Origin of the sequence: Kitasatospora sp. NPDC088548 (assembly GCF_044753005.1) — a bacterium.
Lineage (GTDB): Bacteria > Actinomycetota > Actinomycetes > Streptomycetales > Streptomycetaceae > Kitasatospora.
Genome location: NZ_JBIVMI010000007.1, coordinates 39,260 through 58,596, shown reverse-complemented (window position 1 = coordinate 58,596; position 19,337 = coordinate 39,260). Strand labels below are relative to the sequence as shown.

Annotated in this window: 15 protein-coding genes; 4 read left to right on the top strand and 11 right to left on the bottom strand. The window is 74.5% G+C overall.

The annotated features are described in order from the left end of the window. Positions 1–41: 41 nt before the first annotated feature. The 3 genes from ACIP82_RS11725 to ACIP82_RS11715 form a co-directional block, all read right to left on the bottom strand. Entirely contained in the window at positions 42–1,034 is a 993-nt protein-coding gene (locus ACIP82_RS11725; protein WP_363605583.1) for a malate dehydrogenase, read from the bottom strand. A 202-nt stretch (positions 1,035–1,236) separates the two neighbouring features. After that, positions 1,237–1,665, bottom strand: a complete 429-nt coding sequence (locus tag ACIP82_RS11720) for a DUF3017 domain-containing protein (RefSeq protein WP_363605582.1) — start codon at positions 1,663–1,665, stop codon at positions 1,237–1,239. Between the two features lie 20 nt (positions 1,666–1,685). Beyond that, entirely contained in the window at positions 1,686–2,540 is an 855-nt protein-coding gene (locus tag ACIP82_RS11715) for a bifunctional methylenetetrahydrofolate dehydrogenase/methenyltetrahydrofolate cyclohydrolase (protein WP_350593833.1), read from the bottom strand. Between the two features lie 455 nt (positions 2,541–2,995). Here ACIP82_RS11715 and ACIP82_RS11710 point away from each other — a divergent pair, with 455 nt between their 5' ends. Beyond that, the gene (locus tag ACIP82_RS11710; protein ID WP_400653109.1) at positions 2,996–3,760 is read left to right on the top strand and encodes an RDD family protein; all 765 of its coding nucleotides are present in this window, start codon (positions 2,996–2,998) and stop codon (positions 3,758–3,760) included. A 75-nt stretch (positions 3,761–3,835) separates the two neighbouring features. Here ACIP82_RS11710 and purH read toward each other — a convergent pair whose 3' ends face one another. Beyond that, positions 3,836–5,413, bottom strand: a complete 1,578-nt coding sequence (purH, locus tag ACIP82_RS11705; protein ID WP_363605579.1) for a bifunctional phosphoribosylaminoimidazolecarboxamide formyltransferase/IMP cyclohydrolase — start codon at positions 5,411–5,413, stop codon at positions 3,836–3,838. Then, positions 5,410–6,069, bottom strand: a complete 660-nt coding sequence (gene purN / locus ACIP82_RS11700; protein ID WP_363605578.1) for a phosphoribosylglycinamide formyltransferase — start codon at positions 6,067–6,069, stop codon at positions 5,410–5,412. The genes purH and purN overlap by 4 nt, the downstream gene beginning before the upstream one ends. Before the next feature lie 344 nt (positions 6,070–6,413). Between purN and ACIP82_RS11695 the strand changes: the two genes are divergently transcribed. After that, the gene (locus tag ACIP82_RS11695) at positions 6,414–7,064 is read left to right on the top strand and encodes a hypothetical protein (protein ID WP_400653106.1); all 651 of its coding nucleotides are present in this window, start codon (positions 6,414–6,416) and stop codon (positions 7,062–7,064) included. 76 nt (positions 7,065–7,140) lie between these two features. Here ACIP82_RS11695 and ACIP82_RS11690 read toward each other — a convergent pair whose 3' ends face one another. Then, positions 7,141–8,481 (bottom strand): DUF6350 family protein, encoded by a 1,341-nt coding sequence (locus tag ACIP82_RS11690; RefSeq protein WP_400653104.1) that lies wholly within the window; start codon positions 8,479–8,481, stop codon positions 7,141–7,143. A 135-nt stretch (positions 8,482–8,616) separates the two neighbouring features. Here ACIP82_RS11690 and ACIP82_RS11685 point away from each other — a divergent pair, with 135 nt between their 5' ends. Continuing rightward, on the top strand, positions 8,617–10,407 hold the full coding sequence (locus tag ACIP82_RS11685; RefSeq protein ID WP_400653103.1) for a LuxR C-terminal-related transcriptional regulator: 1,791 nt from the start codon (positions 8,617–8,619) through the stop codon (positions 10,405–10,407). A gap of 72 nt (positions 10,408–10,479) precedes the next feature. Here the strand turns inward: ACIP82_RS11685 and sucD are convergent, their stop codons facing one another. The 5 genes from sucD to ACIP82_RS11660 all read right to left on the bottom strand — a co-directional run bounded on the left by sucD (position 10,480) and on the right by ACIP82_RS11660 (position 17,488). Continuing rightward, entirely contained in the window at positions 10,480–11,361 is an 882-nt protein-coding gene (gene sucD, locus ACIP82_RS11680; protein WP_363605572.1) for a succinate--CoA ligase subunit alpha, read from the bottom strand. Positions 11,362–11,379: 18 nt separating this feature from the next. Continuing rightward, entirely contained in the window at positions 11,380–12,552 is a 1,173-nt protein-coding gene (sucC, locus tag ACIP82_RS11675) for an ADP-forming succinate--CoA ligase subunit beta (RefSeq protein WP_400653101.1), read from the bottom strand. Between the two features lie 314 nt (positions 12,553–12,866). Continuing rightward, positions 12,867–14,039: a VWA domain-containing protein gene (locus ACIP82_RS11670; protein WP_363605570.1), complete on the bottom strand. Its 1,173-nt coding sequence runs from the start codon at positions 14,037–14,039 to the stop codon at positions 12,867–12,869. A 25-nt stretch (positions 14,040–14,064) separates the two neighbouring features. Further along, the gene (locus ACIP82_RS11665) at positions 14,065–16,368 is read right to left on the bottom strand and encodes a DUF5682 family protein (protein WP_400653098.1); all 2,304 of its coding nucleotides are present in this window, start codon (positions 16,366–16,368) and stop codon (positions 14,065–14,067) included. Between the two features lie 37 nt (positions 16,369–16,405). Next, positions 16,406–17,488, bottom strand: coding sequence for an AAA family ATPase (locus ACIP82_RS11660; protein WP_400653096.1), 1,083 nt, complete (start codon positions 17,486–17,488; stop codon positions 16,406–16,408). A 176-nt stretch (positions 17,489–17,664) separates the two neighbouring features. Between ACIP82_RS11660 and ACIP82_RS11655 the strand changes: the two genes are divergently transcribed. Then, on the top strand, positions 17,665–18,975 hold the full coding sequence (locus tag ACIP82_RS11655; protein WP_400653094.1) for an SWIM zinc finger domain-containing protein: 1,311 nt from the start codon (positions 17,665–17,667) through the stop codon (positions 18,973–18,975). Positions 18,976–19,337 lie beyond the last annotated feature (362 nt).

Sequence of the window (19,337 nt, the reverse complement as noted above, 5' to 3'; positions counted from 1 at the left end):
GGAGAGGCGGCGGGCCGTCGGACGTTCCGTGGTGGCGGGGCTCAGATGAGGCCCAGCTCCTGGACCGCGTCGCGCTCCTCGGTCAGCTCCTGGACCGAGGCGTCGATGCGGGCGCGGGAGAAGTCGGAGATCTCCAGGCCCTGGACGATCTCGAAGGAGCCGTCCTTGGTGGTGACCGGGAAGGAGGAGATCAGGCCGGCCGGGACACCGTAGGAGCCGTCGGAGACGACACCCATCGAGGTCCAGTCGCCCTCGGCGGTGCCGTTGACCCAGGTGTGGACGTGGTCGATGGCGGCGTTGGCGGCCGAGGCGGCCGAGGAGGCGCCACGGGCCTCGATGATGGCGGCGCCGCGCTTGGCGACGGTCGGGATGAAGGTCTCCGTCAGCCAGGCCTGGTCGCTGCCGATGGCCTCGAAGGCGGGCTTGCCGGCGATCTCGGCCTGGAACACGTCCGGGTACTGGGTCGCGGAGTGGTTGCCCCAGATGGTGACCTTCTTGATGTCGGCCACGGTGGCGCCGGTCTTGATGGCCAGCTGGCCGACCGCGCGGTTGTGGTCCAGACGGGTCATCGCGGTGAAACGCTCGGCCGGCACGTCCGGGGCGTTGCGCTGGGCGATCAGGGCGTTGGTGTTGGCCGGGTTGCCGACGACCAGGACCTTGATGTCGTCCGCGGCGTGGTCGTTGATGGCCTTGCCCTGCGGACCGAAGATGCCGCCGTTGGCCTGCAGCAGGTCGCCGCGCTCCATGCCCGCGGTGCGCGGACGGGCGCCGACCAGCAGGGCGACGTTGGCGCCGTCGAAGGCCTCGCCCGCGTTGTCGGTGATCTTGATGTCGCGCAGCAGCGGGAAGGCGCAGTCGATGAGCTCCATCGCGGTGCCCTCGGCGGCCTTGAGGCCCTGCGGGATCTCCAGGAGGCGCAGGTTCACCGGCACGTCGGCGCCGAGCAGGTGGCCCGAGGCGATGCGGAAGAGCAGCGCGTAGCCGATCTGGCCGGCCGCTCCGGTGATGGTGACGTTGACGGGGGTGCGGGTCATTTCTACCTTCTCCAGCAAATCGCCAGGTGCCCCAGGCACACCGGCGCACTGGAGCCGAGGACGGTCTCTCGACATCGAGAGACCGGCGTCAGGTTATCGCAAAGGGAAGCGTACGCCGCGGGTGCGGTCGTGGCAGATAGGTCACAGACGGCGGCGGCCCCCGCCCGGGATGCCGGGCAGGGGCCGCCTGGGGCCGGACCGCTCAGTGCTTGGGACGGCCGATCAGGTTGCCGATGTTGTCCAGCAACGGCATCTCCAGCCACGGGTTGGGCTGGGCCACCAGGGTCAGCAGCACGATCGACACGCCGAGGAAGGTCAGCACGATCACGTCGGTGAAGCGGCTGCGCACCGCCAGCATGCCGACCTCGGGCAGGACCAGCCGCAGCACCGCGCCGAGCAGCACACCGCCGCCGAGGATCAGCAGCCCGTACTTGAAGCCGTCCTTGAAGTCGGCGAACCAGGTGACCGCGAGCCCGGCGCCGACCACCAGCAGGACCAGCGTTATCGGCCACTGGCGGACCGGCAGGGCGTGTTCACGGCCCAGGGCCGCCGCCGAGCCCTCGGGCGGCAGGGTGCCGGTGGTCTTGACCGGCGGCCTGCGCCGGGTCCGCACCGGTCGGGGTTCGCTCATGCCTGGCCGCTCCCCCGGTGTCAGATGCCGGCGCGGCGCTCGGCCGCCTCGACGATGTTGTTGAGCAGCATGGCACGGGTCATCGGGCCGACGCCGCCGGGGTTCGGGGAGATCCAGCCGGCCACCTCGGCCACGCCCGGGTGCACGTCCCCGACGATCTTGCCCTCGCTGCGGCTGACGCCGACGTCCAGCACGGCGGCGCCCGGCTTGACGTCCTCCGGCTTGACCAGGTGCGGCACACCGGCCGCGGCCACGACGATGTCGGCCTTGCGCAGGTGGTAGGCGAGGTCACGGGTGCCGGTGTGGCAGAGGGTGACGGTGGCGTTCTCGCTCCGGCGGGTGAGCAGCAGGCCGATCGAGCGGCCGACGGTGACGCCGCGGCCGATCACGACCACCTCGGCGCCGTTGATCTCGACGCCGTGCCGGCGCAGCAGCTCGACGATGCCGAGCGGGGTGCAGGGCAGCGGCCCCTCGATGCCCAGCGCCAGCCGGCCGAGCGAGGTGGGGTGCAGGCCGTCCGCGTCCTTGTCCGGGTCCATCAGCTCCAGGACCGGGTTCTGGTCGAGGCCCTTGGGCAGCGGGAGCTGGACGATGTAGCCGGTGCAGGCCGGGTCGGCGTTGAGCTCGCGGACGACGTTCTCGACGTCCTCCTGGGTGGCGGTGGCGGGCAGCTCGCGCTGGATCGAGGCGATGCCGACCTCGGCGCAGTCCTTGTGCTTTCCGTTGACGTACCAGCGGCTGCCCGGGTCGTCGCCGACCAGGACGGTGCCGAGGCCGGGCGTGACGCCCTTGGCCTTGAGGGCCGCCACGCGGGCGGCGAGTTCGGACTTGATCGCGGCGGCGGTGGCCTTGCCATCGAGAATCTGGGCAGTCATGAGCCCATTCTCCCGGATCGGGGCGGCCGTCCGTGCCAGGCCCCGGCGGGTACCGGGCATGCTGAGCACGTTGCGGTTGCGCCACAGTCCGGTCCGGCGCGCGGGCACGGCTGGACATCGCCCGGCCGCCCGGTTGACGATATGCGGGCATTCCCCGCCGCTTCCGGCCCTGTGACGGGCCGACGGAACACCGGCGGGGGCGTAACCGGGGGAAAGAACCAGTGAGCCGACCAGACCAGACAGTGCCGCCCGACCACCGCGGCATCGCGTTGTCAGAACCGCGGCCGTCGATGCTCCTGTTCCCACGTCGCTGAGCCGCGTCCGGCGCCGGGCATCCGCGCCGCCCTGTCAGTGCGCTCCGCTACTGTCCCGTCCGGCCGGTGGTCCGTCCCTCCGGTCCGTCCCGGGTCCTCCGCTGTCCCGTCCCCACGTCCCCATCCTGCCCGGAGGCATCGATGAGCTACCCGTCCGACCCGAACAACCCGTACGGCCAGCAGCCCCCGCCGCCGCCGCAGCAGCCGCCCGGGTACGGCTACCCGCAGCAGGCCCCGCCGGCCGCCGGGTACGGCTACCCCCAGCAGGCCCCGCCGGCTGCCGGATACGGCTACCCCCAGCAGCCGCCGCAGCAGCAGGCGTACGGGTACGCGCCGATGCCGGGCACCATCCAGGCCAACAACGGCTACATCAACATCGCGCACCTGGGCACGGTGAAGATCGCCACCATGGGCCAGCGGTTCCTGGCCCGGCTGATCGACTTCGCGGCGGTCGGCGCGGTCTTCGCGCTGGCGGCGGCGCTCGGCCTGGCCAGCGCGGTGGGCATCGCCAAGGACCAGAAGGACTGCGTCTACACCCCGGGCAACCTGACGGCGTACAACGACTGCGTGGCCCAGAACCAGGATGCCGCCAACGGCATCGCGGTGACCTTCCTGATCGGCTTCGGGCTGCTGGCCGCGTTCAACCTGCTGTACGAGTGGCTGATGGTCTCCCTCGCGGGCGCCACGCTCGGCAAGATGGCGATGGGCCTGCGGGTCGTCAAGGAGAGCAACGGCGGGCACCCCGGCGTCGGCGGCGGCTTCATCCGCTTCATCATCCCGATCGTCGGCGGCATCCTCTGCTACATCGGCGCCCTGCTGGTGTACCTGTCGCCGTTCTTCGACAACTCCGGAAAGCTGCAGGGCTGGCACGACCGTGCCGCCGGCACCCTGGTGATCAAGAAGTAACGCGCACCGCACGACAGAGCGGCCCGGTCCCCTCCGCGGAGGGGACCGGGCCGCTCTGTCACGCCGTCACCGGGATCAGTGGAAGAAGTGGCGGGTGCCGGTGAAGTACATGGTCACGCCGGCCTCGGCGGCGGCCGCGATCACCTCTTCGTCGCGGATCGAACCGCCCGGCTGCACCACGGCCTTCACGCCGCCCTCGATCAGGATCTGCAGGCCGTCGGCGAACGGGAAGAACGCGTCGGAGGCCGCGTACGAGCCCTTGGCCCGCTCGCCGGCCCGCTCGACCGCGAGCTTCGCCGAGTCGACCCGGTTGACCTGGCCCATGCCGACGCCCACCGAGGCGCCGCCCTTGGCCAGCAGGATGGCGTTGGACTTGACCGCCCGGCAGGCCCGCCAGGCGAAGGCCAGCTCGGCCAGCCCGGCCTCGGTCAGCGCCTCGCCGGTGGCCAGCGTCCAGGTCGCCGGGTCGTCGCCCGCGGCGTGCACCCGGTCGGCGTCCTGGAGCAGCACGCCGCCGGAGATCGGGCGGACCTCCTGGCGGTTGGCCGGTGCCTCGGGGGCGAGCAGCACCCGGAGGTTCTTCTTGCGGGCCAGCACCTCGACGGCGCCGTCCTCGTACGCCGGGGCGACGACGACCTCGGTGAAGATCGGCGCGATCTGCTCGGCCAGTTCGACGGTGACCGGGCGGTTGACGGCGATCACGCCGCCGTACGCGGAGACCGGGTCGCACTCGTGTGCCTTGCGGTGCGCCTCGGCGACGTCGGCGCCGGTCGCGATGCCGCACGGGTTGGCGTGCTTGATGATCGCGACGGCCGGCTCGGCGTGGTCGTACGCGGCGCGGCGGGCGGCGTCGGTGTCGACGTAGTTGTTGTACGACATCTCCTTGCCGTGCAGCTGCTCGGCGCCGGCCAGGCCCCCGGTGCCGTCCACGTACAGCGCGGCGCCCTGGTGCGGGTTCTCGCCGTAGCGCAGCACGTTCTGCCGCTCCCAGGTGGCGCCCAGGAACTCGGGGAACCGCTCGTCGCTGGGCGCGTAGCCGGCCTCGAACCAGGAGGCGACCGCGACGTCGTACGCGGCGGTGTGCGCGAACGCGGCACCGGCCAGGCGCTTGCGGGTGGCCAGGTCGAAACCGCCCTCCTGGGCGGCCTTCAGGACGTCGCCGTAGCGGGCCGGGTCGACCACGACGGCGACCGACGGGTGGTTCTTGGCGGCGGCGCGGACCATGCTCGGGCCGCCGATGTCGATCTGCTCGACACACTCGTCCGGGGTGGCGCCGGAGGCGACCGTGGCCTTGAACGGGTAGAGGTTCACCACGACCAGGTCGAAGGGCTCGACGCCCAGTTCGGCCAGCTGGGCGCGGTGCGACTCCAGGCGCAGGTCGGCGAGCACGCCGGCGTGCACGCGGGGGTGCAGCGTCTTCACGCGCCCGTCCAGGCACTCCGGGAAGCCGGTCAGCTCGGAGACCTCGGTCACCGGCACACCGGCGGCGGCGATCCGGCCGGCGGTGGAGCCGGTGGAGACGATGGAGACCCCGGCGGCGTGCAGGCCCTGGGCCAGCTCCTCCAGACCGGTCTTGTCGTACACGCTGATCAGCGCACGACGGATCGGACGGATGTTCTCGGAGACAGGGGGGGTGGTGGAGCTGGCACTCATGCCGGGATCCATACCTTTCGGTCCTCGATGCGGTGGCCCTCGCGGGCCAGCCGGCCCACGACGTCGACGAGCAGCTTGCGCTCGACAGTCTTGATGCGCTCGTGCAGCGCTTCGCCGCCATCGGCGTGGTCGGCGTCGGTGACCTCCACGACGCCCTGCGCGATGATCGGCCCGGTGTCCACTCCGGCGTCGACCAGGTGGACGGTGCAGCCGGTGACCTTCACTCCGTACGCGAGCGCGTCGGGGACGCCGCGCGCACCGGGGAAGGACGGCAGCAGTGCGGGGTGGGTGTTGACGATCCGTCCGGCGAAGGCCTCGATGAACCCGGGGCCGAGGATCTTCATAAAGCCTGCCGTGACCACCAGGTCCGGCTCGTACGTCGCGACGGAGGAGGTCAGCGCGCGGTCCCAGCCGGCCCGGTCGGGGAAGTCCTTCACCCGGTGCACAAAGGTCGGCAGGCCGGCGCGGTCCGCGCGCTCCAGGCCCGCGATGGCGTCGCGGTCCGCGCCGACGGCCACGATCTCCGCTCCGAAGGCCGGATCGGCGACGGCGTCGATCAGCGCCTGCAGGTTGGTGCCCGAACCGGAGACCAGCACCACCAGGCGGGCCGGTCCGGGCTTGCGGGGCGGGAAGAGCTGAGCGGGGGCGGCGGCCACTGCGCGATTCTCCGTAGGTCAGGGGCCGCCCGCTGGTACGTCCACCGGCGGTGGGGCCACTACGAACGGCAGGTCGAGCGAGGGGGAACACCCGGGAAACCCGCCGCGACGCGGGCCCGCGGGAACCTGGGTGAGCTGCTGACCGTCACCACGATAACGGCTGGTCGGACGGCCTCCGAAACACCCGGACGGCGCTACGCGCGTAGTTGAGACGGGGATCTCTCCGGACCACCCACCGCGGATCCGGACCCCGACCGCGGGCCCCCGAATCGGCCCACGCGCGGCTGCGGGATCATAGGGTGCGTGGGCACCTGCCCCACGAACCGAGAAGGAATGGCTGAACCATGAGCAGCGGTGACAACACCGGCGAGCGCAACCCCTTCGCGCCGCCGCCGGCGGATGCCCCGGACCAGCCGTGGCAGCCGCGCACTCCCCCGCCCGCCGAGGGCGGGGAGGCACCCGACGACGCGGCCTCCGAGGAGCGTCCGCAGGTCCCGCCGCCGCACCCGTGGAGCCCGGGCCACCAGGGCGGCGGCTGGCACCCCCGGCCGCCCGCGCCGCAGCAGCCCCGGCTCGACCCCGGCGACCCGGCCCAGCGCCGGGCCCGCAACGCGGCCCTGGCCGGGATGGCGTCGCTGGTCTGCGCGATCGCCGGGATCTACTACGTCGCGCTGTTCGTCGGCGCGCTCGCCATCCTCTGGGGCGTCAACGCGATGCGGGCGCCCAAGCCGGCCGCCGGCACCACCACCACCGGCGGCACGCCCACCGCGGCCGCCGCCGTGCCCGCCACGCCGAACCCGCTGACCCCGGCGGCGCTCGGCGGTGTGCTCACCGGGGCGGTGACGGTGGTCTTCGTGTCCTGCGTGATCGGGCTCAGCCTGTACTACAACGACTACGTCACCTGCGTCCGGGACTCGCTCACCGCGACCGGCGAGCAGGGCTGCGACCGGCTCGCGCCCAAGTGGTACGTGGACATCGCCACCAAGGGCGAGTAGGCAGCGGCCCGTCGAGGGGGCAGGTCGGCCGGGGCGGTCGGCGGCGGGAACGGTCGGCGACAGGGGCGGGCAGGGCTCAGCCCGCGCCGTCCGCGCGCCCGCCCAGCCGCACCACCACCGCGTACGCCCGGGCGCGCAACGCCAGCGCGCTCCGGCGCGCACGACCCGCGAGCGCCGGGCCACCACGCAGCGCCCCGAACCGCACCAGCAGCGCGCCCGGCACCGCCACCGCGGCGACCCAGCCCGCGGCCGCCAGGCCCGTCCGCCACGGCACCGGGCCCAGCCGAGCCATCCGGCCGCCGGCCAGCGCGCCGCCCGAGAGCCCGCCCAGCACCGCCGCCGCGGCGCCGGTCAGCAGCGCCGCCGCCAGCACCGCCGCGACCGTCGCGACCGGATGCCACGGGGCGCCCTCGCCGCGCCGCCCGGCCGCCGCCCGGCCCAGCAGCAGGGCCGGCACCACCCCGGCCAGCGCGGGCAGCAGGCAGGCGAGCAGCCGCCAGCCGCCCGCGCCCGACTCCGGCAGCAGCGCGAACAGCGGGAACTCGGGCACCGGCCCCAGCACCGTGCCGGACGGCGCCACCACCGTCCCGGCCCCGGCGGCGAAGCCCGGGCCCAGCGCGTACGCCGTGCCCCAGAGCACCGCGTTGGGCAGCAGGACCAGACTGAGCAGAACCAGTCCGGCCACGGCGGCCGGGCCGGCGGCGAGCGGGGTCGCCCCGCGCCCGCCGCCGGCCGCCGCGTCCAGCAACGCCGCCACGGCGACCACCACCCCGCCCGCGGCCACCAGGGCCGCCCCGGCCGCCAGCGCCGCCGCACGGACCACGGGCGCGCCGCCGGTGGCGCGGGCCCAGACCGGCACCCGCCCGCAGAAGGCCGACCAGCACGCCCGGCCGCGCTCCCCCGACCGGACCGAACGGACACCCGCGGCGGTCGCGGCGGCGGCCAGCAGCGCCACCGCCAGCACGTCCGGCAGCACCCGGCTGCGGAACGCGCCGCCGCCCGAGCACTGCACCACCACCCCGGCCGCCACCGCGCAGTAGCCGGCCCAGACCGCCACCGGGCCGCTCCGGCGCGCCCGCAGGCCCCGGCGGGACGCCACCCGGGCGCCCATGCGGTGGAGCTGACCCACCGCCAGCAAGCCGAGCAGCAGCGGGGTGACGGTCAGCGGGGCGTCCGCACCCCCGCGCAGCACCGGCGCGCCGTGCCCGAGCAGCCAGAGCGCTCCGGCCAGCCGGGCGGCGCCGGGCGCACCGTCGTCCGCGTACGGGGTCACCACCCAGAGCCCGAGCACCGGCACCGCGACCACGGCCAGGCCGAGCAGCGCCGTCCGCACCCCGACGAGCAGGTCGGCCAGCACGGGTCTGGCGCCCAGTTCGCCCGGCACTTCCAGGATCGGACGGCCCATCAGCTGCGTCATGCGCCTCATGGTGCCAAGGCGACTCGCCATGCTCCGTGAAGGGGCAAACCGCCGTCGTGTCCCAGATTATTGGCTTATGCGCATTTTCAGACCATGCCCTCACGCCGCCGCCCCCACTTCGGCGCGGAACGTCTGATGACCACCCCGCCGACCGCCGAGCGCCCCGACGGCTCCCCCGCCGACGGCCAGCCCGCGCCGCAGGACCGTTCGGGAAAGGGCCGGTCCGGGCCCGGCCGCACCGCGAAGGCCGCCGGAGACGCCGGCGCCACCGCCCGCACCGAGGAGGAAATTTTCCGGCTGCTACGGCGGCTGACGCCGCGTGAGGTCCAGGCGCTGGCCCACCTCGCGGCCGGCCAGGACCTCGCCCGGTCGGCGGCGGCGCTCGGGGTCACCCCGGACACCGTCCGCGGCTGGCTGCACCGGGCCATGCGGAAGCTCGGCACCCGGACCCCTGCCGAGGCCGCCGCCCTCGCCACCCTGCTGAGCCCCGCGCGGACCGCGCCCGCGGGGAACGGGCCGGACGGAACCGCCGGGCCCGACGAACCTCCGGGCGTACGCACCCCCGGGCCGGGCGCCGCGACCGCCGGGGACCGCCCGGAGCCGGGTGGCGGCCCCGCCCGGCGGCCCCCGGTGGTCGGCACGGAGCGGAGGCGGCAGCCGCCCGGTACCGGCTCCCCCGACGGGACGGGCACCCGGCCCGCGGACCCGGCCCGGCCGGGCGACGGGCGACAGCCCGTCGTCGGCACCGGGCAGCGGCCCGCGCCGACGGACGCCAGGCCCCCCGGTGAACCGGCCTCCCGTCACGGCGCCCATGACGGCTACGGTGCCCACGACCGTCAGGGGGCCGGCGCCGGGCACCCGGCCGCGTGGTCCGCGGTCACCCCGGCCCCGCCGCCCGCCCCGGCGGTCCGCGCCCCCGTCGCCTCGTTCGAGGAGTCGTACGAGACCGCCCACACCCGGCTGGTGCAGCAGGTGTTCCTCGTCGCCACCTGCAGGCACCGGGCCGTGCACTGCGTCGGCCGGGCCTTCGGGGAGGCCCGGCGGCGGTGGGAGGAGGTGGTGGCCGGCGGCGACCCGGAGGTCTGGGTCCGGGTGCGCGCCTGCGACCTGGCGCTCTCCCCCTGGCACCGGGGCGGTCCGCGCCGGGCGCACGTCTGGCGGCTGCCGCACCGGCGGATCAGGGTCCGCCCGGCCGACGAGTCCCAGCCGGTGCTGCCGGACCACGACCGTCTCACCGACCGCGACCACGCCCTGCTCAAGGCGCTCAAGCGGCTCTCCCGCCCGCAGCGCCGGGCGCTGGTGCTGCACGACGGGCTGGGGCTGCCCGCCACCGCCGTCGCGGTCGAGGTGGAGTCGACGCTGACGGCCGCCGAGGGCCGGGTCTGGGCCGCCCGGACGGCGCTGGCGCACTGGGTGCCGGACCTGGTCGGACCGGATCCGACGGCGGACGGCTTCGCCGACCGGCTCAGCGGGCTGCTGCACCGGGCGGCCGTCCGCGCCTGCCCGGAGCCGCACCGCTCACCGGTCCCGGTGCTGCGCGCACGCAGCGGGCTGCGCAACGCCGCCCGGACCGGGGCGGCGGCGCTGCTCACGGTGGCGGTGAGCGGTGCGGCGGTGGCGACCCTGGCCGGCGAAGGGCCGTCGGTGCTGTTCCGCCCGTCCGCGCCGCCCACCCCGGTGCTCTGCGTCCCGGCCGAGAAGGACGCCGTCCCGGCCCTCCCCGACGGCCCGGAGCCCGGTGTCCGCAGTTTCTGGTGCAGCACCGCCCCGGGCGTCGAAGCCGTCATGGTGGCCCCCCCGCCGCCCCGGGCCGCCCGCCCGTGGGAGCTGACCACCACCAGGCACGCCGCGCCGCTGCCGCCGCCGCCCGGGCCGGTGGACTGCACCCGCCGGCCGCTCCGCCCCTGCGCGGCGGACGACGGCTGAGCACGGCGGAGGCGGAAACGTCGAGCGCCCCTGCCCGGGCCGGACAGGGGCGCTCGACGAGCGGGGCGAGCGTCAGCCGATGAGCTCGCGCGCCAGGCGGGCGGTCTCGGACGGCGTCTTGCCGACCTTGACACCGGCGGCCTCAAGGGCCTCCTTCTTCGCCTGGGCGGTGCCCGAGGAGCCGGAGACGATGGCGCCGGCGTGGCCCATGGTCTTGCCCTCGGGGGCGGTGAAGCCCGCGACGTAGCCGACGACCGGCTTGGTGACGTGCTCGGCGATGTAGGCCGCGGCACGCTCCTCGGCGTCGCCGCCGATCTCACCGATCATGACGATCAGCTCGGTCTCCGGGTCCTCCTGGAACGCCTTGAGGGCGTCGATGTGGGTGGTGCCGATGACCGGGTCACCGCCGATGCCCACGGCCGAGGAGAAGCCGATGTCGCGCAGCTCGTACATGAGCTGGTAGGTCAGGGTGCCGGACTTCGAGACCAGGCCGATCTTGCCGGACGTGGTGATGTCGGCCGGGATGATGCCGGCGTTCGACTGTCCGGGGCTGATCAGGCCGGGGCAGTTCGGGCCGATGATCCGGGTCTTGTTGCCCTTCGAGCCCGCGTACGCCCAGAAGGCGGCGGTGTCGTGCACCGGGACGCCCTCGGTGATGACGACGGCCAGGCCGATCTCGGCGTCGATGGCCTCGACGACGGCGTCCTTGGTGAACTTCGGCGGCACGAAGATGACGGTGACATCGGCACCGGTCTTCTCGATGGCCTCGGCGACGGTGCCGAAGACGGGCACCTCGGTGCCGTCGACGTCCACGGTGGTGCCGGCCTTGCGCGGGTTCACACCGCCGACGATCCGGGTGCCGGAGGCGAGCATGCGGCGGGTGTGCTTCATGCCCTCGGAGCCGGTCATGCCCTGGACGATGACCTTGCTGTCCTTGGTAAGGAAGATAGCCATGGTGTTAAGTCCCCTTCCTTACTTGTTGGCCAGCTCGGCGGCGCGGTCGGCCGCACCGTCCATGGTGTCCACCTGCTGCACCAGCGGGTGGTTGGCGTCGGTCAGGATCTTACGGCCCAGCTCGGCGTTGTTGCCGTCGAGGCGGACGACCAGCGGCTTGCTGACCTCCCCGCCCTTCTCCGCCAGCAGGGCCAGCGCCTGGACGATGCCGTTCGCGACGGCGTCGCACGCGGTGATGCCGCCGAAGACGTTGACGAAGACCGACTTGACGTCGGCGTCGCCGAGGATGATCTCCAGGCCGTTGGCCATGACCTCGGCCGAGGCGCCGCCGCCGATGTCGAGGAAGTTGGCGGGCTTCACGTTGCCGTGCTTCTCACCGGCGTAGGCGACGACGTCGAGGGTGCTCATGACGAGACCCGCGCCGTTGCCGATGATGCCGACCTCGCCGTCGAGCTTGACGTAGTTCAGGCCCTTGGCCTTCGCCGCCGCCTCCAGCGGGTTGGCGGCGGCCTTGTCCTCGAGCGCCTCGTGCCCGGGCTGACGGAACTCGGCGTTCTCGTCCAGGGAGACCTTGCCGTCCAGCGCGATGATCTTGCCCTCACCGGACTTGATCAGCGGGTTGACCTCGACGAGGAGCGCGTCCTCGGCGATGAAGACCTTCCACAGCTTCTGCAGGACCTCGGCGACCTGGTCGGCGACCTCGGCCGGGAACTTCGCCGCGGCGACGATCTCGGCGGCCTTCTCCGGGGTGCAGCCCTCGTTGGCGTCGACCGGGATCTTGGCGAGCGCGTCCGGGTTCTCCTCCGCGACGACCTCGATCTCCACGCCGCCCTCGACGCTGGCCATGGCCAGGAAGGTGCGGTTGGTGCGGTCCAGCAGGAACGAGACGTAGTACTCGTCCCTGATGTCCGCGGTCTGGGCCAGCATCACCTTGTGAACGGTGTGGCCCTTGATGTCCATGCCGAGGATCGCCTCGGCCTTGGCGACGGCGTCCGCCGGGTCGGCGGCGAGCTTCACGCCACCGGCCTTGCCTCGGCCACCCACCTTCACCTGAGCCTTGACGACGGCGCGGCCGCCGAAGCGCTCCGCGATGGCGGCAGCGTCTGCGGCAGTCTCGATGACATCGCCGTCAAGCACGGGCACACCGTGCTTGGCGAAGAGGTCCCTCGCCTGGTACTCGAACAGGTCCACGTGTTTGTCCTTGTTCGTGGTCGCGGATTGTGTCTCTACGAGCGTGCCACGGCAGGATCTTCGCTGCGGGTCGTCGGGGCGGTGCGGGTACGCAGAAGAACGGCCTTGCGGCCCACACAGCCACGGGCGCACACGTCAATCAACACGCGCGTCACGTCCGTCTGGCAGGTTATCCCCGGACGACGGGAGTGTTTCGCCCGGGACCGGCCAGTCTTTGGTGAGAACCGTCACAGCCAGCCTACGGGGGTCTGTCACAGGCCCTGTCCTGCGGCGGACCGGGTTCGCGCATCCGGGTGAATCCGCGCCCCCGGCCATTACACCCCCTGGTCGGGCACCGGTATCGGGCGCTTCTCGATCGCCGCCGCCATGATCTCCGGGAAGACGTCCGGGGTGCAGGCGAACGCCGGGGCGCCGAGCGCGGCCAGTGCCGCGGCGTGCGCGTGGTCGTACGCGGGCGCACCTTCGTCGGAGAGCGCGAGCAGCGCGATGAACTGGACGCCGGCCGCCTTCATCGCCGCCACCCGCTTGAGCATCTCGTCGCGGATTCCGCCCTCGTAGAGGTCGCTGATCAGCACCACGACGGTCTCGGACGGGCGGGTGATCCTCGACTGGCAGTAGGCGAGCGCCCGGTTGATGTCGGTGCCGCCGCCGAGCCGGGTGGCGAACAGGACGTCCACCGGGTCGGTGAGCTGCTCGGTGAGGTCCACCACCGAGGTGTCGAAGACGACCAGCCGGGTGTCCAGGCTCCTCATCGAGGCGAGCACCGCGCCGAACACCGCCGAGTGCACCACGGACGGCGCCATCGAGCCGGACTGGTCGATGCAGAGGATGACGTCCTTCTTCACCGCGCGCTGCGCGCGGGCGTAGCCGACCAGCCGCTCGGGGACGACCGTGCCGTACTCGGGCAGGTAGTTCTTCAGGTTGGCCCGGATGGTGCGGTCCCAGTCGATGTCGCGGTGGCGCGGGCGGTTCACCTTGGCGCTGCGGTCCAGCGCGCCGCCCAGGGTGGCCCGGGTGCGGTCGGCGAGCCTGCGCTCCAGCTCGGCGACCACCTTGCCGACCACCGCGCGGGCGGTCTCCCGGGTGGTCTCCGGCAGCGCGTGCTTCAGCGAGAGCAGGGTGCCGACCAGGTGGACGTCCGGCTCGACGGCCTCCAGCATCTCCGGCTCCAGCAGCAGGTGGTCCAGGCCGAGCCGGGTGATGGCGTCCTGCTGCATCAACTGCACGACGGTGGAGGGGAAGTACTCGCGGATGTCGCCCAGCCAGCGCGCCACCTGCGGCGCCGAGCCGCCCAGGCCGGCGCTGCGGCGGCCGCCCGTCGCGGCCCTGCCCTCCGGCGGAGCCCCGCGGTACAGCGCGGCGAGCGCACCGTCCATGGCGGCGTCCCGGCCGCGCAGCGCACAGCCCGTCCCGTCCGCCTCGCCGCCGAGCACCAGCCGCCAGCGGCGCAGCCGTTCCTCGGCGGCGGGGGAGGTGGTCACTGCCATCGGATGCTCCTTCGGTGGGTGCGGATCAGGTGTCGCGGCCGGCGGCCTGCAGGGGAATCCGCGGCAGTCCGCCGGGGAGGCCGAGCAGGAGGGCGAGGGTGGGCAGCGCGGCGTCGGCCCTGGCCTGGTCGAGCAGGGCCCCGTCCGTCCCGGCCGGGGCCGCAGCGGCGTCGAGCGGGCCGGCCGCGACCCGGCTGCCGACCGTGGTGCGCACCCCCGCCTCCAGCGCGGAGAAGGTACGGCGCAGCAGTGGCAGCACATCGGTGAAGACCTCCGCCGGCACCGCCGTCAGCCAGGCGTCGAGCAGGCCGAGCAGCCGGGGGTCGTGCAGCAGCAGGGCCCCGCCGCCGGTGAGGAAGCCCTCGACCCAGCCGGCCGCGTCCGCCGGGGCGTTGGCCACCGAGAGGACCAGGCCCATCCGGCGGCCGGCCTCCTCGGAGCCGAGCCGGCCGTCGTCGAGCAGCAGCCGGACGGCGCGGCCGCGCAGCAGGCCGGGGACGCCCGTCGCCGGGCCGCCGGTGGGCTCGCGACGGGCGAGCGAGCGCAGGGCGGCGGCCCACCGGTCGGCGAGGTCGCCGGAGGCATCGGGGGCGTCGGCCGGTTCCAGCAGGCCGATCGCGCCGTGCACCTCGTCGAGGTGGCCGCGCATCGCCGTGGCGCCGGCCGCGTCAAGACCGGTGCAGGCGGGCGGCAGCCCGACGCAGATCCGGTCGGCGAGACCGGTCGCGGCCTCGGCGAGCGCGCCGTTGTCGGTGCCCCGGACGTCGCCGTAGCGCAGTGCGCGGACCAGGGCGGGCAGGGCGCCCGCGAGGTGGGCGACATCGGTGTCCAGGGCCGCGCAGTCGGCGAGCACCCGCATCACGGCGGGCAGCGCCCCGCCCAGCCCGGCGAGCAGGCAGGTCTCCACCAGGCCGGTGAGTTCGGCGAGTTCGACGGCGGCCCGGGCGGTGCCGACGGCCTTGCCGACCGCCGCGTCCTCGACCGTGGTGCCCCACTGGGCGGCCTCGGCGATCCGGACCGCGAACTCGGGCTGCCAGCAGAGCCGCCAGCTCTCCCGGAAGGTGCCCGTCGAGTGGACGGCGGACCGCACCGGCACGCCCCACTCGACGCCGAGCAGGCGCAGCCGGTGCAGCAGCCGCGAGCGCGCCGCGTCGTTCTCCTTGCGCAGGTCGAGGTCGAGGTCGCGCGGCTCGACGTCCGGCTTCAGCCGCAGGGAGCGCTGCAGCCGGGACAGGTCCCGTTGCAGCGGCACCGCCGGTGCGGCGTCCGGCACCGTGCCGAGCGCGTCGCCGATCACCAGCCGGTCCCGGACCAGCTCCAGCGCGACGTCCGACCCGTCGCACATCACCGACCGGACGGCGTCGAGCGTCTCGGTCAGCCCGGCCAGCGGCCGGCCGCGCATCACCGCCAGCGTGCGGGCCAGCCGGACGGCCTCGATGACGTGCGCGGAGGAGACCGGGTGGTCCTCGGCCCGCAGCAGCTCGGCGGCCCTGGCCAGCCACTTCGGCAGCGGATCGCCCGACGCGGCGAACAGGTGGTGGTACCAGCCCGGCGAGGCGATCCCGGCGCCGTACCCGGTGAGTCGGGAGAGCCGGCGGTACGTCCAGGGCACCCAGGTGATGTCGGTCCTGACCTTCTTCGGCAGGCCGGCGAGCAGCGCGCGGTCATGGGCGACCGTCGGCATGGCGGCCAGGGCCGGGACGTGGAAGGCGCCGCAGACCACCGCGATCCGCCGGTGGCCGGCCCGCCGGGCGGCGCGGATCTGCTGGCGCATGTACGCCTCCCGCAGCTCGTCGCGCCGCCGCTCCCCGACCCCCTCCTCGCGCAGCGCGGTCATCGCCTCCGCGACGGCCGCGAACGGGGCGAACTCGTCGGCGCCGGGCGTGCGGTGCTCGATCACGTCCTCCCACCAGCGCTCCGGGTCGTCGTGGCCGGCCGCCTCGGCGAGCAGCGCGATCGGGTCGCCGGGTACCGCCTCGTCCGGCCCGGGATCCGCCTCCTCCGTCACGGCGAAGCCGTACGCCGCCGGGAGGTCGATGAAGCGGACCGGGAGTTCGCGCTCGACGCCGTAGCGGATCGCCACCCACTCCGGGGAGAACTCGGCGTACGGCCAGAACGCGGCCCTGGCCGGATCGTCCACGGCGTGGGCGAGCAGCGCGACCGGCGGCACCATGTCCTTCTCGCCCGCCAGCCCGATGATCGGATCGGCCTCCGGCGGGCCCTCGATCAGCACCGCGTCCGGCCGCAGCCGCTCCAGCGCGGCGGCCACCGCGCGGGCCGAGCCCGGACCGTGGTGCCGTACGCCCAGCAGCGTCACCTCTGCGCTCATCGCGCCCTCCCTCCCTGGAACTCGAACGACGGCCGTCTCAGCGGGTGTGCTCGCGGGCGGCACGGTAGAAGTCCTTCCAGCCGTCCCGCTCGCGGACGACGCCCTCGACGTACTCGCGCCACACCGCCTGGTCGGCCACCGGATCCCGGACGACGGCCCCGAGAATGCCCGCCGTGACGTCGCCGGCCCGCAGCACGCCGTCGCCGAAGTGGGTGGCCAGGGCAAGCCCGTTCGTCACGACCGAGATCGCCTCCGCGGTCGACAGCGTCCCGCTCGGGGTCTTCACCTTCGTCCGGCCGTCCGTCGTGATCCCGGCCCGCAGCTCGCGGAAGACGGTGACCACACGCCTGATCTCCTCGGCGCCGCCGGGCAGTTGGGGCAGCTCCAGCGAGCTGCCGAGCTGGTTGACCCGGCGGGTGACGATGTCCACCTCCTCCTCCAGCGAACCGGGCAGTGGCAGCACCACGGTGTTGAACCGCCGGCGCAGGGCGCTCGACAGCTCGTTCACGCCCCGGTCCCGGTCGTTGGCGGTGGCGATCAGGTTGAAGCCCCGCACCGCCTGCGTCTCGCCGCCCAACTCCGGTACCGGCAGCGTCTTCTCCGACAGGATCGTGATCAGGCTGTCCTGCACGTCCGCCGGGATGCGGGTCAGCTCCTCGACCCGGGCGATCTTCCCGTCGGCCATCGCCCGCATCAGCGGCGACGGCACCAGCGCGTCCCGGCTCGGGCCGTGGGCCAGCAGCTGGGCGTAGTTCCACCCGTACCGGACCGCCTCCTCCGGCGTGCCCGCGGTGCCCTGCACCAGCAGCGTCGAATCACCGCTGATCGCGGCCGCGAGATGCTCCGACACCCAGGTCTTCGCGGTACCCGGCACGCCGAGCAGCAGCAGCGCGCGGTCCGTCGCCAGCGTCGTCACCGCGACCTCGACCACCCGGCGCGGGCCGATGTACTTGGGCGTGACCACGGTGCCGTCCGGCAGCTCGCCGCCCAGCAGATAGGTGGCGACGGCCCACGGCGACAGCTTCCAGCGCTCGGGGCGCGGACGGTCGTCCTGCGCGGCCAGCGCGGCCAGTTCGGCAGCGAACGCGTCCTCCGCGTGCTGCCGCAGAACGTCGGTCATAAGGGCTCCTTCGGGTCGGCCGCCGGACACACCTGTGGCAGGCGGCGAGGTGATCGGGGGGAGCCAGGTCGGCGTCCCGGCCTGCGAGAACCACCATGCACCGGGCCACTGACAATCCTGATCGGCCCTCAGTTCGACCGCTCCGGCTGTCAGTCCCCCCGCCTACCGTCGTCGGCATGGAGGAACGCTGGAGCACCGAACACGTCCTGTCCCTCGCGCCCGACGCCGCGTCGCGGAAGGCGGCGGGCAAACTCTCCTCGGCTGCGCCCTGGTCCGGTACCGGCACCGACGGCACCGCGCTCTGGGGCGCGTGCAAGGGCAGCGGCAGCACGCCGTACCGCACCGCCGTGGAGCTGGCCACGCCCGCCTACACGTGCACCTGCCCGAGCCGGAAGTTCCCGTGCAAGCACGCGCTCGGACTCCTCCTGCTCTGGAGCGGCACCCCGGAGGCCGTCCCGGACGGCGCCGAGCCCGCCGACTGGGCGTCCGAGTGGCTGAAGGGCCGCCAGAACCGCGCCGAGCAGCGCGCCGCCAGGGCCGACACCCCGGCCGACCCGGCCGCCGCCCGCCGCCGGGCCGAGAAGCGCTCCGCCCGGGTCGCCGCCGGCGCCGGCGAACTGCGCCTCCGGCTGGCCGACCGGATCCGCCACGGCCTGGCCGACGGGAGCAGCGCCGGCCCCTGGGACGAGGTCGCCGCCCGCATGGTCGACGCCCAGGCCCCCGGCCTCGCCACCCGCGTCCGCGAACTCGACACCACCCCGCAGGACAGCCTCCTGGAGGAGTACGCCATGCTCCACCTGCTCGCCACCGCCGCCACCCGGGTCGACGAACTGCCCGACCCGCTCGCCGCCACGGTCCGCGCGCGGGTCGGCTACACCACCGACACCGCCGAACTCCTCGCCGGACCCACCGTCCGCGACCGCTGGCACGTCCTCGGCAGCCGCGACACCGCCGACGAACGCCTCACCACCCGCCGGCTCTGGCTGCGCGGCGCCAAGACCGGCCGGCTCGCCCTCCTCCTCGCCTTCGGCCGCCCCGGCCAGGCCCCCGACCTCGCCCTCCCCACCGGCCACCTGCTGGAGGCCGACCTCGCCTTCCACCCCGGCGCCCGCCCCCTGCGCGCCGCCCTCGGCGCCCGCTACGGCACCCCCGAACCCGGCCCCGCCGCACCCCCCTCGGGCCTCAGCCCCGCCGAGGCCGTCGCCACGTACGGCGCCGCCGTCGCCGACGACCCCTGGCTCGACACCTGGCCCACCGTCCTCACCGCCGTCGTCCCCGTCCTCACCCCCGACGGCTGGCACCTGACCGACGGCCACCACACCCTCCCCGTCCGCCGCACCACCACCCCCGAACCCGCCCTCTGGCGCCTCGCCGCCGTCTCCACCGGCCGCCCCCTCACCGTCTTCGGCGACCACGGCCACCAGGGCTTCACCCCCATCACCGCCTGGGGCCAGGACACCCGCCCCATCAGCCTCACCACCCCGTAACCCCCGGCCTCCCTTCCCCCCACCGCTCACCCACCCACCCGCTCCCGCCCCTTCCTTCCCCCCTCCTCCCGCCCCCCTTCCCTCCCACCCACCACCCGACCAGGGCGAGAGGGACGCGCTGCGGGAGGGGGCGGCGTACGGGGTGGTCGCGGAAGGGGGCGTGGCGGGTGATTTTCAGACTGCCAACGGCGAAAGCGCCCACCAACAGAATCGGCAGTCTGAAAATCATCCAGCCCCCGGAGCGACCACCCCGGGAGCCGCCCCCCCCCCCCCCCCCCCCCGCCCCCCCCCCCCCCCCCCCCCCCCCCCCCCCCGCGCCCCCCCGGCCCCCCCCCCCCCCCCCCCCCCCCGCGGGGCCCCCC

Bases quoted from the DNA above. Each gene is read 5' to 3' on its own strand.
- ACIP82_RS11725 (WP_363605583.1), bottom strand. From the start codon at position 1,034: ATGACCCGCACCCCCGTCAACGTCACCATCACCGGAGCGGCCGGCCAG.
- ACIP82_RS11720 (WP_363605582.1), bottom strand. From the start codon at position 1,665: ATGAGCGAACCCCGACCGGTGCGGACCCGGCGCAGGCCGCCGGTCAAG.
- ACIP82_RS11715 (WP_350593833.1), bottom strand. From the start codon at position 2,540: ATGACTGCCCAGATTCTCGATGGCAAGGCCACCGCCGCCGCGATCAAG.
- ACIP82_RS11710 (WP_400653109.1), top strand. From the start codon at position 2,996: ATGAGCTACCCGTCCGACCCGAACAACCCGTACGGCCAGCAGCCCCCG.
- purH (WP_363605579.1), bottom strand. From the start codon at position 5,413: ATGAGTGCCAGCTCCACCACCCCCCCTGTCTCCGAGAACATCCGTCCG.
- ACIP82_RS11695 (WP_400653106.1), top strand. From the start codon at position 6,414: ATGAGCAGCGGTGACAACACCGGCGAGCGCAACCCCTTCGCGCCGCCG.
- ACIP82_RS11690 (WP_400653104.1), bottom strand. From the start codon at position 8,481: ATGACGCAGCTGATGGGCCGTCCGATCCTGGAAGTGCCGGGCGAACTG.
- ACIP82_RS11685 (WP_400653103.1), top strand. From the start codon at position 8,617: ATGACCACCCCGCCGACCGCCGAGCGCCCCGACGGCTCCCCCGCCGAC.
- sucD (WP_363605572.1), bottom strand. From the start codon at position 11,361: ATGGCTATCTTCCTTACCAAGGACAGCAAGGTCATCGTCCAGGGCATG.
- ACIP82_RS11670 (WP_363605570.1), bottom strand. From the start codon at position 14,039: ATGGCAGTGACCACCTCCCCCGCCGCCGAGGAACGGCTGCGCCGCTGG.
- ACIP82_RS11665 (WP_400653098.1), bottom strand. From the start codon at position 16,368: ATGAGCGCAGAGGTGACGCTGCTGGGCGTACGGCACCACGGTCCGGGC.
- ACIP82_RS11660 (WP_400653096.1), bottom strand. From the start codon at position 17,488: ATGACCGACGTTCTGCGGCAGCACGCGGAGGACGCGTTCGCTGCCGAA.
- ACIP82_RS11655 (WP_400653094.1), top strand. From the start codon at position 17,665: ATGGAGGAACGCTGGAGCACCGAACACGTCCTGTCCCTCGCGCCCGAC.